This window comes from Neisseria sp. HMSC074B07, assembly GCF_001810355.1.
Taxonomy (GTDB): domain Bacteria; phylum Pseudomonadota; class Gammaproteobacteria; order Burkholderiales; family Neisseriaceae; genus Neisseria.
This window is the reverse complement of sequence record NZ_KV800930.1, coordinates 1-14,366: the sequence shown is the minus strand read 5'-3', so window position 1 is coordinate 14,366 and position 14,366 is coordinate 1. Positions and strand designations below refer to the sequence as shown.

19 protein-coding genes are annotated in these 14,366 nt (G+C 50.4%); 3 read left to right on the top strand and 16 right to left on the bottom strand.

Features of this window, described 5'->3' with window-relative positions:
• Nucleotides 1–103 precede the first annotated feature (103 nt).
• Nucleotides 104–1,180 (bottom strand): peptide chain release factor 1, encoded by a 1,077-nt coding sequence (prfA, locus tag HMPREF2726_RS06250; protein ID WP_070602655.1) that lies wholly within the window; start codon nucleotides 1,178–1,180, stop codon nucleotides 104–106.
• A gap of 90 nt (nucleotides 1,181–1,270) precedes the next feature.
• Between prfA and HMPREF2726_RS06245 the strand changes: the two genes are divergently transcribed.
• Entirely contained in the window at nucleotides 1,271–1,417 is a 147-nt protein-coding gene (locus tag HMPREF2726_RS06245) for a hypothetical protein (protein ID WP_036528920.1), read from the top strand.
• A gap of 6 nt (nucleotides 1,418–1,423) precedes the next feature.
• On the opposite strand, the gene HMPREF2726_RS06240 is transcribed toward HMPREF2726_RS06245, so the two are convergent.
• Nucleotides 1,424–2,692, bottom strand: coding sequence for an Nramp family divalent metal transporter (locus tag HMPREF2726_RS06240; protein ID WP_003776858.1), 1,269 nt, complete (start codon nucleotides 2,690–2,692; stop codon nucleotides 1,424–1,426).
• A 601-nt stretch (nucleotides 2,693–3,293) separates the two neighbouring features.
• Here HMPREF2726_RS06240 and HMPREF2726_RS06235 point away from each other — a divergent pair.
• Nucleotides 3,294–3,632 (top strand): P-II family nitrogen regulator, encoded by a 339-nt coding sequence (locus HMPREF2726_RS06235; RefSeq protein ID WP_003756171.1) that lies wholly within the window; start codon nucleotides 3,294–3,296, stop codon nucleotides 3,630–3,632.
• A gap of 248 nt (nucleotides 3,633–3,880) precedes the next feature.
• Here the strand turns inward: HMPREF2726_RS06235 and HMPREF2726_RS06230 are convergent, their stop codons facing one another.
• From HMPREF2726_RS06230 to HMPREF2726_RS06170, 14 genes are all read right to left on the bottom strand, one after another.
• Entirely contained in the window at nucleotides 3,881–4,531 is a 651-nt protein-coding gene (locus tag HMPREF2726_RS06230; protein WP_009311244.1) for an oxygen-insensitive NAD(P)H nitroreductase, read from the bottom strand.
• Nucleotides 4,532–4,565: 34 nt separating this feature from the next.
• Nucleotides 4,566–4,709 (bottom strand): HAD-IG family 5'-nucleotidase, encoded by a 144-nt coding sequence (locus HMPREF2726_RS14120; protein WP_168163275.1) that lies wholly within the window; start codon nucleotides 4,707–4,709, stop codon nucleotides 4,566–4,568.
• Nucleotides 4,710–4,728: 19 nt separating this feature from the next.
• Nucleotides 4,729–5,505: a twin-arginine translocase subunit TatC gene (gene tatC / locus HMPREF2726_RS06225; RefSeq protein WP_009313159.1), complete on the bottom strand. Its 777-nt coding sequence runs from the start codon at nucleotides 5,503–5,505 to the stop codon at nucleotides 4,729–4,731.
• 8 nt (nucleotides 5,506–5,513) lie between these two features.
• On the bottom strand, nucleotides 5,514–6,188 hold the full coding sequence (gene tatB / locus HMPREF2726_RS06220) for a Sec-independent protein translocase protein TatB (RefSeq protein WP_009313160.1): 675 nt from the start codon (nucleotides 6,186–6,188) through the stop codon (nucleotides 5,514–5,516).
• A gap of 3 nt (nucleotides 6,189–6,191) precedes the next feature.
• Nucleotides 6,192–6,386, bottom strand: coding sequence for a Sec-independent protein translocase subunit TatA (tatA, locus tag HMPREF2726_RS06215; RefSeq protein ID WP_009313161.1), 195 nt, complete (start codon nucleotides 6,384–6,386; stop codon nucleotides 6,192–6,194).
• A gap of 45 nt (nucleotides 6,387–6,431) precedes the next feature.
• The gene (locus tag HMPREF2726_RS06210; protein ID WP_003740880.1) at nucleotides 6,432–6,755 is read right to left on the bottom strand and encodes a histidine triad nucleotide-binding protein; all 324 of its coding nucleotides are present in this window, start codon (nucleotides 6,753–6,755) and stop codon (nucleotides 6,432–6,434) included.
• 113 nt (nucleotides 6,756–6,868) lie between these two features.
• A complete protein-coding gene (locus tag HMPREF2726_RS06205; protein WP_009313162.1) occupies nucleotides 6,869–7,192 on the bottom strand; it encodes a phosphoribosyl-ATP diphosphatase in 324 nt (107 codons plus the stop codon).
• 163 nt (nucleotides 7,193–7,355) lie between these two features.
• Nucleotides 7,356–7,754, bottom strand: a complete 399-nt coding sequence (hisI, locus tag HMPREF2726_RS06200) for a phosphoribosyl-AMP cyclohydrolase (protein WP_009313163.1) — start codon at nucleotides 7,752–7,754, stop codon at nucleotides 7,356–7,358.
• 124 nt (nucleotides 7,755–7,878) lie between these two features.
• On the bottom strand, nucleotides 7,879–8,646 hold the full coding sequence (gene hisF / locus HMPREF2726_RS06195) for an imidazole glycerol phosphate synthase subunit HisF (protein ID WP_003776869.1): 768 nt from the start codon (nucleotides 8,644–8,646) through the stop codon (nucleotides 7,879–7,881).
• A gap of 144 nt (nucleotides 8,647–8,790) precedes the next feature.
• Nucleotides 8,791–9,108 (bottom strand): hypothetical protein, encoded by a 318-nt coding sequence (locus HMPREF2726_RS06190; protein WP_003756197.1) that lies wholly within the window; start codon nucleotides 9,106–9,108, stop codon nucleotides 8,791–8,793.
• 382 nt (nucleotides 9,109–9,490) lie between these two features.
• Nucleotides 9,491–10,228 carry a 1-(5-phosphoribosyl)-5-[(5-phosphoribosylamino)methylideneamino]imidazole-4-carboxamide isomerase gene (gene hisA, locus HMPREF2726_RS06185; RefSeq protein ID WP_009313164.1) on the bottom strand — a complete coding sequence of 246 codons (738 nt, stop codon included), beginning with the start codon at nucleotides 10,226–10,228 and terminating at the stop codon, nucleotides 9,491–9,493.
• 200 nt (nucleotides 10,229–10,428) lie between these two features.
• Entirely contained in the window at nucleotides 10,429–10,788 is a 360-nt protein-coding gene (locus HMPREF2726_RS06180) for a SpoIIAA family protein (RefSeq protein ID WP_003756202.1), read from the bottom strand.
• Between the two features lie 42 nt (nucleotides 10,789–10,830).
• Nucleotides 10,831–11,721 carry a DMT family transporter gene (locus HMPREF2726_RS06175; RefSeq protein WP_009313165.1) on the bottom strand — a complete coding sequence of 297 codons (891 nt, stop codon included), beginning with the start codon at nucleotides 11,719–11,721 and terminating at the stop codon, nucleotides 10,831–10,833.
• 228 nt (nucleotides 11,722–11,949) lie between these two features.
• The gene (locus HMPREF2726_RS06170) at nucleotides 11,950–12,483 is read right to left on the bottom strand and encodes an SMI1/KNR4 family protein (protein WP_009313166.1); all 534 of its coding nucleotides are present in this window, start codon (nucleotides 12,481–12,483) and stop codon (nucleotides 11,950–11,952) included.
• 586 nt (nucleotides 12,484–13,069) lie between these two features.
• Between HMPREF2726_RS06170 and rho the strand changes: the two genes are divergently transcribed.
• Nucleotides 13,070–14,329, top strand: a complete 1,260-nt coding sequence (gene rho / locus HMPREF2726_RS06165; protein WP_003756207.1) for a transcription termination factor Rho — start codon at nucleotides 13,070–13,072, stop codon at nucleotides 14,327–14,329.
• Nucleotides 14,330–14,366: the final 37 nt, after the last annotated feature.

Sequence of the window (14,366 nt, the reverse complement as noted above, 5' to 3'; positions counted from 1 at the left end):
CCTTGTCCTGATTTAAATTTAATCCACTATATGTCTTGGCAGAACTTGTTTTCCCGCCATCAAGCCTGCCTTCACGCTTTGAAACCAAGCGTCAACCGTCCCATTAATCGCCCATTGCCGCCAGAAGCTCTGCCTGATGCTCGGCGATCAGGGCGTTGGTGATTTCTTCCAAGTCACCGTCCATCACAAAATCCAGTTTGTGCAGGGTGAGGTTGATGCGGTGGTCGGTCACGCGGCCTTGCGGGTAGTTGTAGGTGCGGATGCGCTCGCTGCGGTCGCCGCTGCCGATAAGGGATTTGCGTTCGGCGGCTTCTTTGGCTTGAGCTTCGCGTTTTTGCGCGTCGTTCAGGCGGGCGGCGAGGACTTTCATCGCCTGCGCCTTGTTGGCGTGTTGGCTGCGGCCGTCTTGGCATTCGACCACCATGCCTGTGGGCAGGTGGGTGATGCGGACGGCGGAGTCGGTTTTGTTGATGTGCTGACCACCCGCGCCGGATGCGCGGAAGGTATCGATGCGCAGGTCGGCGGGGTTCAATTCGATATCTTCCAGTTCGTCCGCTTCGGGCATGACGGCGACGGTACAGGCGGAGGTATGGATACGGCCTTGGCTTTCGGTGGCGGGGACGCGTTGCACGCGGTGGCCGCCCGATTCGAATTTCAGACGACTGTACGCGCCCAAGCCGACAATGCGGGCGATGACTTCTTTATAGCCGCCCAGTTCGCTTTCATTGGCGGAAACGATTTCGACCTGCCAGCGGTTGCGCTCGGCGTAGCGGCTGTACATGCGCAGCAAGTCGCCTGCAAACAGCGCGGCTTCGTCGCCGCCCGTTCCGGCGCGCACTTCGATGAAGATGTTTTTGTCGTCGTCGGCATCTTTGGGCAGCAGCAGTTTTTGCAGTTCGGTATCGAGCGTGTCGATTTTGGCTTTCGCCGCTTCGATTTCTTCGGCGGCAAAGTCTTTCATTTCGGGATCGGACAGCATTTCTTCGGCATCCGCCAAGTCGCTTTGCGCCTGCTGATAGTTTTGGAACACTTCGACCACGGGCGTCAATTCGGCGTGTTCGCGCGTGAGCTTGCGGTAGTTGTCCATATCGGACGTGGCTTCGGGCTGTCCGAGGAGGTGGGTGACTTCTTCCAGTCGGTCGCTGAGTTGTTGTAGTTTTTCTAAGATAGACGGCTTCATAATTCTTCCATAACAAATGCCGCCGGGAGTCGTCCGCGACGGCGCGAGGAGGCGTTATTATAATGGGTTTGGTTGGAAATTCAAAAGGATATGGCGGGGTTTCTGATGGGCTGCGGCGATGTCGGTTTGCTTTGCGTTATCGGTTTGACGTTCATCCCTTCGATTGAACATTTTGCCATACATAACAAAAGGTCGTCTGAAAACCAAAATCCGGTTTTCAGACGACCTTTGTTTTGATTGGGCTTACTTAGGTGCAGCCAAGATGCCTGTCAGGTTCAGCAGGAACAAAACCGTAAACCCGGTCAGGTAAATCAAGCCGAGGATGGCGAGAAGGTCCATACCTGCCGTCAGCTTGTGGCGTTTGTCGCCTTTGACGAGGCGGTAGTTCAACCAAGCGAACACGGGGGCAGAAACGAAGGCGGTAATCATGGCAAATTTGAGCAGCTCCGCCATTGCGCTGTTGAACCAGAAAATCACTGCCAAGCCCGTACCTGCGACCCAAACGTTCCAGGCAAAGAGTTCGACGTTGCCCGTTTTGTCTTTGCCGCGCAGCAGGCGCACCGGCTCGGCAATCGCGCGCGCGTAGCCGTCCACTACGGTAATCGTTGTGCCGTACATACATGCGAAGGCGATGAATGCGACCATCGGACGTGACCAGTCGCCGATGGTGACGGCGTACATATTAATCAGTTGACCAACGTATTTGCCGCCCGCCATTTGCACTGCCTCACCGTTGCCGTACTGCACATACGCGCCCAAGGCGAGGAAGACGACCGCCAACACTGCGCTGGTGATATAGCCGACGTTGAAGTCGAAAATACCGTCGCGGTAGCTGGAAGGATTGATGCGTTGTTTTTCCGTTACCCACAAAGAGTTGATAGCTGAAATTTCAATCGGCGCAGGCATCCAGCCCATCAGCGCGATGAGGAAGCCCAAGCCTGCCAGTGTCCATGGGGTAGGCTCGATAAAGTCGGGTTTCATTTGCATGCCGCGCGACATGGCGATGGCAGCGGCGGCGACTGTGGCAATTGTCAGACTAACGATGATGATTTTGGAAACGTTGTCCAAGGCTTTGTAGCGTCCGCTTGCCAAGATAATCAGGCAGGAAGCCATAATCAGCGCGGAGATTGCGCCGACATTCAGCGTCAGCGAGGGAATCGCCATTTTGACGATGGCGGCGGTCACGATGGCGACCGCACCCGCGTTAATCGTTGCCGAGATAACGCACAAAATCAGGAATACCCACAAATAAACGCGGCTTTTCTCCGCATAGCCTTCAATCAGGCTTTTGCCCGTATCCAGCGTGTAATGCGCGCTGAAACGGAAAAACGGATATTTGAAGAGGTTGGTCAAAATGATAATCAACGCAAGCTGCCAGCCGTAAAGCGCGCCCGCCTGCGTCGAGGCAATCAGGTGCGAACCGCCGACCGCTGCCGAAGCCATCATGATTCCGGGCCCCAGCGCATTGATTTTGCTTTTCCAAGTCGAAGCGTGTGTATGTTGTTCAGACATCTATTCTCTCCGTCTTTTTCAGACGACCTTCACAAAAAAAGGCATATTTTAACGTAAATCAAAATCCCGAATGATGAATATTGGAAAACATTATGCTGAATTTTGGATAAAAAATACTAATCAAATAAAAAAATAGGATATTCAGGAAATTTTATGCCTAAAAACCTTTTTCAGACGACCTTGTATCGCTTTTTATTCCTGTTTGTCCGTGTTAAAAGGGAGGTGTTGGAAAATGGGCGGAAGCCGATGACAAGCGCGCCATAGCGGTTTTGTTAGCGTTTCACTATAATATTCAACCTGTTCTACGCTAGGGTGGGCAGGCGGTTCGGTCTACTATAGTGGCTTAACTAAATCAGGACAAGGCGATGAAACCGCAAGACAGTACAGACAGTACAGAAACCGATTCACTTGGTGCTTCAGCACCTTAGAGAATTTCTCTTTGAGCTAAGGCGAGGCAACGCCGTACTTGGTTTAAAGTTAATCCACTATATTGTGTAAAAAATGGAAGCAAGGCTGCATTTGGGCTGATTCAACGTTTTATCCAAACCGGATTGGCTGAGGGTCGAACGCTATGCCATCCTGAAATTTAAGGAAAAATATCATGAAAAAAATCGAAGCTGTGATTAAGCCGTTTAAATTGGACGATGTCCGTGAAGCTCTGACAGAAATCGGGATAAGCGGCATGACGGTCAGCGAGGTTAAAGGTTTCGGCCGTCAGAAAGGGCATACCGAAATTTACCGCGGCGCGGAGTATGCGGTTGATTTTCTGCCCAAAGTCAAGGTCGAGCTGGTGTTGGCAGATGAAGATGTGGAACGCGCCATCGATATCATTGTAGAGACTGCGCGGTCGGGAAAAATTGGCGACGGCAAGATTTTTGTGCTGCCGGTTGAAGAAGTGATTCGGATACGGACGGGCGAACGCGCGGAAGCGGCGATTTAATCTTATCGTTGCCGCGATTGGCTGACTATAGTGGCTTAACTAAATCAGGACAAGGCGATGAAACCGCAAGACAGTACAGACAGTACAGAAACCGATTCACTTGGTGCTTCAGCACCTTAGAGAATGTCTCTTTGAGCCAAGGCGAGGCAACGCCGTACTGGTTTAAAGTTAATCCACTATACAAATAAGGTCGTCTGAAATCCTGCATTGTCGGGTTTCAGACGACCTTGTTTTCGTTTCTATCGGGTTTAGATTTTGGTGAAGATGACTTCGTTTTCAAAACGCGATTTGGGCAGCGCGGCGTTGAAATCGTCTGCGGCACGGTAGCCGAAGGAGACGACGGCGACGGCTTTGTAGCCTTTTTCCGTCAAACCGAATTCCTCATTCAAAACCTGCAAATCGACGCCTTCCATCGGCACGGCGTCGATGCCTGCTGCGGCAGCGGCGAATAGGGTGAAGCCCATGTTGAGATAGACTTGTTTGGCAAGCCATTGCTCTTCATCTTGGAATTGGTTGCGGTGGATGCCCAAGAACAGGCGGCGGGTGGAATCGCCTGCCTGCTTGGCTTCTTCCGTGGCGAAACGTCCGTCTTTGTCCTCTTGCGCCAATACGGCGGCGACATAATCATCGTCGGCGCAAACGCGGGCGGCGAAAACGACGACATGGGACGCATGAGTGATTTTCGGGGTGTTATAAGGGAGTTTTTCGGTGGATTTGGCAATGCGCGCTTTGCCCGCCTCGTCATCGGCGATGATGAATTGCCATGGCTGCATATTGACGCTGGAGGGGCTGTTGCGCAGGGCGGCTTCGATATGGGCGAAGTCTTCGGCAGCGATTTTTTTGGACGGGTCGAAAGACTTGGTGCTGTATCGTTGGCGGACGATTTCTGTGATGTTCATGAGGTGTTTCCTGTTTTTAGGATGGAAACGGGGATTATAGAGGGGTCATCTGAAAGGGGCAATGCAGGAAATTGGTGAGGATTTCGGTATAAAGGTCGGTAAAACGCAAACGCTGGCGTATGAAAAAGGTCGTCTGAAACGGGATGTTCCGTTTCAGACGACCTTTTTTCCTTTGCAAGCTATATCCGCAGGCAGATTTAAGTTTCTGCGGGCGGAAGGGGCGGGTGTTCGTCGGTTTCGTCCGATTTGGGTTTGATAAAGCGGCTGCACCAAATACCTGCTTCGTAAAGCAAGATAAGCGGGACGGCAAGCAGGGTTTGGGAAATCACGTCCGGCGGGGTAATGATGGCGGCAACGACGAATGCGCCGACAATGACGTAGGGTCGTGCGTTTTTGAGTTGTTCGGTGGTTACGACGCCGATTTTGGCGAGCAGGACGACGACGACGGGGACTTCGAAAGTCGTGCCGAATGCGACGAACATGCCCAAAATAAAGGACAGGTATTTGTCGATGTCGGTCGCCATGTTGACGCCGACGGGGGTGATGCCTGCGAGGAATTTAAAGATGACGGGGAAAACGAGGTAGTAGGCAAACGCCATGCCGACAAAAAATAGGCTGACGCTGGAGAGGACGAGCGGGGTAATCAGGCGTTTTTCGTTTTGGTAGAGGGCGGGCGCGACGAATGCCCAGATTTGGTAGAGCGTGTGCGGCAGGGAAACGAGGAATGCCGCCATCAGCGTCACTTTCACCGGCACGAAAAACGGTGCGATGACGTCGGTGGCAATCATGCTGGTGTCTTTGGGAAGATTCACCATCAATGGTTCGGCAACAAAGGTGTAAAGCTGCTGGGCAAACGGCATCATGCCGAGAAAGCAGACGACGATGCCGATGACGATCCACATCAGGCGGCGGCGCAGCTCGATAAGGTGTTCGATAAGAGGTTGGACGGGTTGTTCGTTTTGAGGTTCGGACACCGGTTTACTCACTTTTTACGGACGCGAAGTTTGGGTTTGGCATGAAATTTCGGGCGCAGGTCGCGCTTGCGGTTCATCGCTTGTTTTTTGAGGGAAGTGATATGCAGCACGGGCGCGTCTGCGGAAGTGTCGATATAGCTGACTTCTACGACATTGGACGCTGGGGCGGCGCTGCCGGTCAGGTATTCGCGCCATGCGCGGTCTTGCTCGGATTCTGCAGGCGTGTCGGTTTCGACAGCATCCGTCGTAGTGTCTGCTTGCAGCAGAGCGTTTTCAGACGACGTGGAAACAGCCGGGTCGTCTGAAACTTCCGTGCTTAACGAAGGAAGCGGGTTACCGTGTTCATCCAAACCGAAATCGGCAGGTGTGCGTTGCGCCGGCAGGCGTTCCCAAGGTTTGAGTCCGTCGGAAATGTCGTGCAGGTTGTCCTGCATATCCGTACCGGTTTCTTTGAGGCTGTCGCGCACTTGTGCGGCGGCGGCTTCAAATTCCTGTTTGGCTTTGCGCAGCTCTTCCAATTCGACTTGGGTGTTGAATTCCTGCTTGACGCTGCTGACGAGGCGTTGCAGCTTGCCGATAAGCCGTCCGGCGGCGCGGGCGGCTTCGGGCAGACGCTCGGGACCAAGTACAATCAGGGCGACAATGCCGACTAACAGCAGCTCGCCCAAACCGAAATCAAACATAAATTATGCTTTGTCTTCGTCTTTTTTGTGTTCGATGACTTCGTCTTTTTTACCGTCAGTACCTTCGTTCAGACCTTGTTTGAAGTCATGCACGGCACCGCCGAGGTCTTTGCCGACGTTGCGCAGTTTTTTGGTACCGAAAACCAAAACGACGATGATTAATACGATAATCCAGTGCCACAGAGAGAAGCTGCCCATAATAAATCCTTGATATAGTTGAAAATGGATGGTGGGAATGTTGGTTTATGCAGGCGTACCCATGATGTGGATATGCAGGTGGAACACTTCCTGTCCGCCGCCTTTGCCTGTATTGATCAGGGTTTTGAAGCCGTCGGTCAAACCTGCCGCTTCGGCGATTTGAGGAACTTTCAACATCATTTTGCCCAAAAGGGTTTGATGTTCGGGCGCGGCGTGTGCCAGCGAGTCGAAATGGACTTTCGGAATCAGCAGCAGATGAACCGGCGCGGCGGGACGGATGTCTTTGAAGCACAACATCTCGTCGTCTTCGTACACGGTTTGCGCCGGAATGTCTTTGGCGGCGATTTTACAGAAAATACAGTTGTCCATAATGGCTCCGAGGTCGTCTGAAAACGAGCGCAACGAGTTTCGCTAAAACGAGTGCAGCGAGTTTCGTCAAACAGACGGCAGAAAAACGAATAAGGTCGGATTGTAATATAAATTCAAGACTCTTTGCGAGAGGCTTTTTCCGCCAAGCCCGATAAACCTTGACGGCGCGCAAGCTCGTTGACGACATCTTCGGCGCGCAAACCGTGGTGCGTCAAGAGAACCATGGTGTGAAACCATAAGTCGGCCACTTCGTAAACAAGGTGTTCGCCACCGCCGTCTTTCGATGCCATCAGGACTTCGCCCGCTTCTTCGATGACTTTTTTGAGGATTTTGTCTTCGCCTTTGTGCAGAAGCTGTGCAACGTAGGAAGCTTCGGGATCACCGCCTTTGCGGGAGTCGACGGTGTTTTGGATTTGGGAGAGGATAGTGTCGGTCATGGGATTTTCGGCTTTGAAGGATAAGGACTATTCGGATAAGGCATAGGTTTGCTTGGCTTCGCGTAACGCTGTTTCTGACAACAGACAATCATCCGCCCGATTTTTAGTGAAACTCGATTCTCTCGTTTTGGCGAAACTCGTTGCACTCGTTTTCAGACGACCTCTAAGGATGCGTATGCCCATAAATGGCTTCTTCGTCTTTCAACACGGCATCAACCGTCTGCCATGCGCCGTCTTTCCAGACTTTGTAGAAACAGCTTTCGCGTCCCGTATGGCAGGCGATGCCGCCGTTTTGGTCTATCAGCATTACGATGGCGTCGCCGTCGCAGTCGAGGCGTAATTCGTACACCTTTTGCGTGTGCCCCGATTCTTCGCCTTTCATCCATTGTTTTTGGCGCGAACGGCTGTAATAGTGGGCGAAACCGGTTTCTACGGTTTTTTGCAGCGCCTCGGCGTTCATCCATGCGACCATCAATACGCGGCGGGTCTGCCTATCTTGGGCAATGGCGCAGACCAAGCCTTTCTCATCGAATTTGACGGCTTCAAGCAGGCTGTTATCCATATTCGGCATCCTTATTTATTTTGACGAAACTCGTTTCACTCAATTTTAGCGAAACTCGCTGCGCTCGTTTTGGTGAAACTCGCTGCGCTCGTTTTCAGACGACCTTGAGTCAATCAAGTTCAACTCACAGCCGCACTTCGATTCCGGCTTCACGCATGGCGAGCTTCGCATCGCGGATACTGACTTCGCCGAAGTGGAAAATACTGGCGGCAAGCACGGCATCGGCTTTGCCTTCTTTGATGCCGTCAATCAGATGCTGCACATTGCCGACGCCTCCTGAGGCGATGACGGGAATGTCGACTGCTTCGCTGACAGCGCGGGTCAGCGGCAGGTTGAAGCCTTGTTTCGTGCCGTCCCTGTCCATGCTGGTGAGCAGAATTTCGCCCGCGCCGCGCCGCTGCATTTCAACCGCCCATTCGACTGCGTCCAAGCCCGTCGGCGTGCGCCCGCCGTGGGTAAAAATTTCCCAGCGGGTGTTTTCGGGATTGACGGCTTTGGCATCGACGGCGACGACGATGGCTTGCGAACCGAAAAATCCGGCGGCTTCGTTGACTAAATCGGGATTGGTGACGGCGGCGGTGTTGATGCTGGCTTTGTCCGCACCGGCATTGAGCAGGCGGCGGATGTCGGCTACGGTGCGTACACCGCCGCCGACGGTCAGCGGAATGAAAACCTGTGAGGCAACGTCTTCGATGACGTGCAAAATGGTGTCGCGGTTGTCGGAGGAGGCAGTGATGTCGAGGAAGGTCAGCTCGTCCGCACCTTCGTCGTTGTAGCGTTTGGCGACATCGACGGGATTGCCAGCATCGCGCAAACCGAGAAAGTTTACGCCTTTGACGACGCGGCCGTCTTTGACGTCGAGACAGGGGATGATGCGTTTTGCCAGTGCCATTTTGAATGCCTTTCCAAAACTAGGAATGAGGTCGTCTGAAAGTGGGTGCAGCGGGTTTCGCTAAAACCCATACAACGGATTCCACCCAAACGGACAATCCGTTTCAGACGACCTTACAAATCATTGATACCGGCAAGGCAGGTGTTACGCCAGCCAGTTGTGCACCCATTTGGGCAGGTGTTGGAGCAGTTGGAAATAGCCGACGCCTGCAATGGCGGCGAATACGCAGGAAGTCATAAAGCTGCCGCTGAAGCGTCCGACGATATAAAACACTGTGCTGGCAAATGCCCATAACGCGCCGTTAAACACCATCCAATAGGTGTCGATCATCGGCATATCGAACGCGGAAAGCTGGCGGACGAGGATGGCGATAATGGTAAATCCCAAACCTTCGCTGACGGCGCGTACGTTGCGGCCGGACGACCAGATAATCCAAAAGCCCAAAATAAATGCTTCAAACATGAAATACCCCTTGAAAAGTAAATAAAACTAGTGAGTGTGGGATGGTAAGTCCCAAACAATATTCGGCGGTCAGCCGCCTTTTATTGTGAAGAAAAATGGACGAACCCGTCTTTTGTCCTGCCTGTGCAGACAGGACAACAATGAAAGCAAACAGGTTCAACCGAGTATTGTGTATCTTCGCCCCGCTATATTGTTTGAAAACGGCGGGACAAGTGAGTAAGAAAACGTTTGGTCATTTCAGAGGACCTGGATGGTTGTTTTTAAATAAGGTCGTCTGAAAACGAGCGCAGCGAGTTTCGCTAAAACGAACGCAGTGAGTTTCGCTAATAATGAGTGCAACGAATTTCGCCAAAACGAGTGCGGCGGGTTCCGCCAATACAAATTATGCCAGCGAATCCGCCAACTGCTGCGCTTGGGCAAAATCAATACTGCCCTCGTAAATCGCACGACCGGTAATCGCACCCGCCACGCCGTGTTTCTCAACGGCACACAAAGCACGGATGTCGTCCAAATTGGTCAAACCGCCCGATGCGATAACCGGAATGGCGACGGCTTGCGCCAATTTGACGGTCGCGTCGATGTTCACGCCGCTCATCATGCCGTCGCGGCCGATGTCGGTGTAAATAATGCTGTTGACGCCGTCATCTTCAAAACGTTTCGCCAAATCAATCACATGATGCTCGGTTACGGTCGCCCAGCCGTCTATCGCCACCATACCGTCTTTGGCATCCAACCCGACAATAATCTGCCCCGGAAACGTTTTGCACGCCTCGCGCACGAAGTCGGGATTTTTTACCGCCGCCGTACCGATAATGACGTCGTTCAATCCCAAATCCAAATATTTTTCAATGGTTTCCAGGTCGCGTATCCCGCCACCCAGCTGTACGGGAATGTCTTTGGCAACAGCAGCGAGGATGTCCTTGATGGCGGGGAAATTTTGCGGAACGCCGGCAAATGCGCCGTTCAAGTCCACCAAATGTAAACGGCGCGCGCCTTGTTTGAACCAATGCAGCGCAGTTTCGGCGGGCGAATCGGAAAACACCGTCGCCTGCTCCATCAAACCTTGTTTCAGGCGCACGCAGCGGCCTTCTTTTAAATCGATTGCGGGAATCAGCAGCATGGGAGTCCTATCCTTATGCGGAGTGTATTTTACACAAATTATCGAGTTTTAGCATATTTAAATGAAAAAAAAACGTCATTGATAACACTAAAACGGGGCTATTTTGTGTGTATTTTGCATGTTTCAGACGACCCCTTCCGAGCGAAATTCAGAAGGTGAAAAGGGCGGGATGCTATTTCGTCTGTTTCAGCCCTTCATTTTTATTGCCTGAAATTGCTTGCTAACAGCCATTCTTGTGCCTTGGTGGCATCGTCAAAATATTTCGGATGTTGGTTGGTCAACAGGCTGGAGAGGCGGGCGCCGAGTTTGATCCAAATGTCGTCTGTAATGACGGCGACGCGGCCGAAGTCGTTTTCGTGCTGGTTGAGGAATTTGATTTGCTCCATCGCCATATCGATTGTGAAATCTTTCAGCATGGACAAATCCAAAAGGACGTCGGGTAAGTGGATTTTTTGTTTGCTTTCCAATAAGGCAGCTTCAAGCTGGCGGAAATCGTCGAGGGTAAATTCGTTGTACAGCGCCACATTCAAACCGTAAGACTGCTCGCGGATGGAAATCATCGTACTCTCCTTTTTATATGATGTTAATGATGAGGTTGATGGTCAGCTTGTTTTGGTAAGCCACTTTTTAATCGAAACTGGCCGGATGCTGCTTAATATGCCGCTTGTGACAATAATAATCATACCAAAGGTTTCCTGCCAAGTGACGGTATCGTCCAAAAATATCGTGCCTGATAGGGCGGAAAAGACGACGGTAAGATAAGAAAGGGAGGCGACGGTGAATTTGTTGCCGACTTTATAGGCGCGGGTCATGGAAAGTTGGGCAAGCATGGCGGCAAGCCCGATGCAGAAAAGATAGGGCAGGGCGGAGAGGGGAATGCTGTGCCAGCCGGTCAAAGTTGCCCAAACCGATGCCATAACGACGCCGGTTATCGAAAAATAAAACACTACCCGCCAACCCGGCTCGCCGAGCAATGACAGTTCGCGTACCTGCAAATACGCCCAACCTGACATGGCTCCGCCCGTCAAGCCTGCCAATGCGGCGATTTCCTGTCCGCCTTTGAACGAAGGGTTCAGCAGCAGGACGACACCGAAAAAGCCAAATAACAAAACTGCCTGCGTATAAAACGCGATCCGCTCTTTCAGGATAAAAAATGAAAATACCGCCAGAAAAATCGAGGAGGTGTAGCTTAAGGTTACCCCCGTTGCCAGCGGCAGGTGCATGACGGCATAAAACAGACAAAACATGGCGGCTGTACCGACAACGCTGCGGTTGAGATGGGTTTTCCAATGTGGTGTGGCAAAGGTGTCGCCGCGTGCTTTTGCCATTATGCCTAATACGACGGCAGCAAAACTCATGCGCCAAAATACCAGTTCGCCACTGTTGAAACCGAATTTTGCCGCCGCGGCTTTGATGCACACGTTCATGACGGTAAAACCGAGTGCGGCAACAATCATCCATGCAGAACCGAGAGGGTCTTTGGGTGTGGTCATTTATCTATTCTCTTAGGCTGGTTGCTGGATTTTTGAAGAAAAGTGGTTCGTTCCAGTTATTTTGCTGTTAAACATATTCGTATTGCCGCTTTTTACTTTTTTAATTGTCAGTGTTTCTTTGTATTTATACACTCACGAGGGGAAATCTTTTTACTCTTGGATATGTGTCCCTGACTTATATCTGTCATTATGCAGGTCGTTATTTGGTTTTTTTAGACTAAAAAAGCATTAGTCTTCAGAAGAAAGCATGCTCAAAAATTCTTTTAAATTATTTGAGATGAACTCAATATTTTCAAAATATTGGCTTCCGCTTTCCTCTGCCTCAAAATCATGAGACCAGTAAAAAATTTTAGACTGATATTCATCTTTTATGCCAATCAGAATCAAATCTCCACCTCCTGCAGATGCAATAGGTAACATTGATGATGGATATCTATCATCAAAAATATTTAAATGCCACTCAATAGATTCTTCTAATCTTGGATTATTAAACAATCCAAAAAAGAAATTTAAAACCCTATCATCCAGAAAACAACTATCATTTGGCATTCCTCCATTATTTTTCTTTAAAAATTCCTTATATTCATCTGGTAATGATACGTTGTAATGATTTTCAAATTTTAAAATATCATCAGATGAAGCAATTTTATGGGCATCTAAAAATAAATACCGTTTAATGGTTTTTTTGTTTAATTTACCTTCCCTATTTTCTAAATCTTTAATTTCTTCTTCTGACTTTCCAAGCTTTAAAAGCTTAACCATTGTATATACTCCATAATCCTAATAATTTTCTAGTTTCATAAATTTTTTATCGCTTATAGGCTTACTTGCATCAAGAAGATTATTTGGCATTTATTCTATGATGCTCTGGCTGACTGTTTTGATCATGGTAGAGAATGTCAGACCAGTTTCTACCATTAAAGCTAACTTGAATACTTGTTGTCATTGTATCCCTACATTACTGGTATATGGCTTAGTATCGTTATAGTATTTGTTTGTTCTGCCTTCACAGTTCTCTATTCTATGATGACAATCGGTCTATACGCCATATATCGCAGTATTTTTCCTAAGGGTTATCTGAATAAACAATAAATAGTTAGAGGGATTGCTATTTCTTTTCAAGGGGTCGTCTGAAACGTATTTTTCAGTCAACCTGTTTATTTAGTGTTACCAGTCATGCAACAAAACCTATACCATACAAACCTTGTCCCACCTAAATTTGACACCCGCCCTCCGACTGCCTACAATTCAGGTTTCTCAAAAATCACCGTACATTCCGTACACTATTCTTTTCAGACGACCTCTGTCTTCCGAATCCCATTCTTTTCCAATACAACTGTCAAAAATCATGCACGTTTCAGAACTACAAACCCTACACATTTCCAAACTCTTGGAAATGGCAGAAGAACACGGCATTGAAAACGCCAACCGTTTCCGCAAACAAGACCTCGTATTCGCCATTGTTCGTCAAATGATGAAGCAGGGCGAAAGCTTTACCTGCTCAGGTACGCTCGAAATCCTGCCCGACGGCTTCGGCTTTTTACGCAGCGCGGACACTTCCTACCTCGCGGGTCCTGACGACATCTACGTCTCGCCCACGCAAATCCGCCGCTTCAACCTGCATACGGGCGACACCATTGAAGGCAGCGTGCGCGTACCCAAAGACAACGAACGCTATTTCGCCCTCGTCCGCCTCGACAGCATCAACGGCGATCATCCCGAAGTCTGCAAACACAAAATCCTCTTCGAAAACCTCACCCCGCTTTTCCCCACCAAGCAGTTCAAACTTGAGCGCGACATTAAAGCCGAAGAAAACCTTACCGGCCGTGCTATTGATTTAGTGTCCCCTATCGGCCGCGGACAACGCGCCCTGTTGGTTGCACCGCCGAAAACCGGTAAGACCGTGATGTTGCAAAACATCGCCCACGCGATTACCGCCAACTATCCCGATGTCGAACTCATCGTTCTCTTAATTGACGAACGCCCTGAAGAAGTTACGGAAATGAGCCGTTCCGTGCGCGGCGAAGTCGTTTCCTCCACCTTCGACGAACCAGCGCAACGTCATGTCCAAGTGGCGGAAATGGTGATTGAAAAAGCCAAGCGCATGGTCGAACACAAAAAAGACGTGGTCATCCTGCTTGACTCGATTACCCGTCTTGCCCGCGCCTACAATACCGTTGTACCCACTTCCGGCAAAATCCTGACCGGCGGCGTAGATGCCAATGCCCTCCACCGCCCCAAACGCTTCTTCGGTGCAGCGCGCAATGTAGAAGAAGGCGGCTCGCTCACCATTATTGCGACCGCTTTGGTAGAAACCGGCAGCCGCATGGATGATGTGATTTATGAAGAATTTAAAGGCACAGGCAATATGGAGCTGCACCTCGACCGCCGCATGGCGGAAAAACGCCTGTTCCCCGCCATCAACATCAACAAATCCGGCACGCGTCGTGAAGAATTGCTGGTTCCGAACGACCAGTTGCAGCGCATGTGGCTCTTGCGCAAATTCCTGCATCCAATGGACGAAATTGAGGCGACCGAATTTTTGGTGGGCAAACTCAAAGATTCCAAAAACAATGATGAGTTTTTTGAATTGATGCGTGGTAAATAGTGAAAAAGGTCGTCTGAAAGGGATTTCAGACGACCTT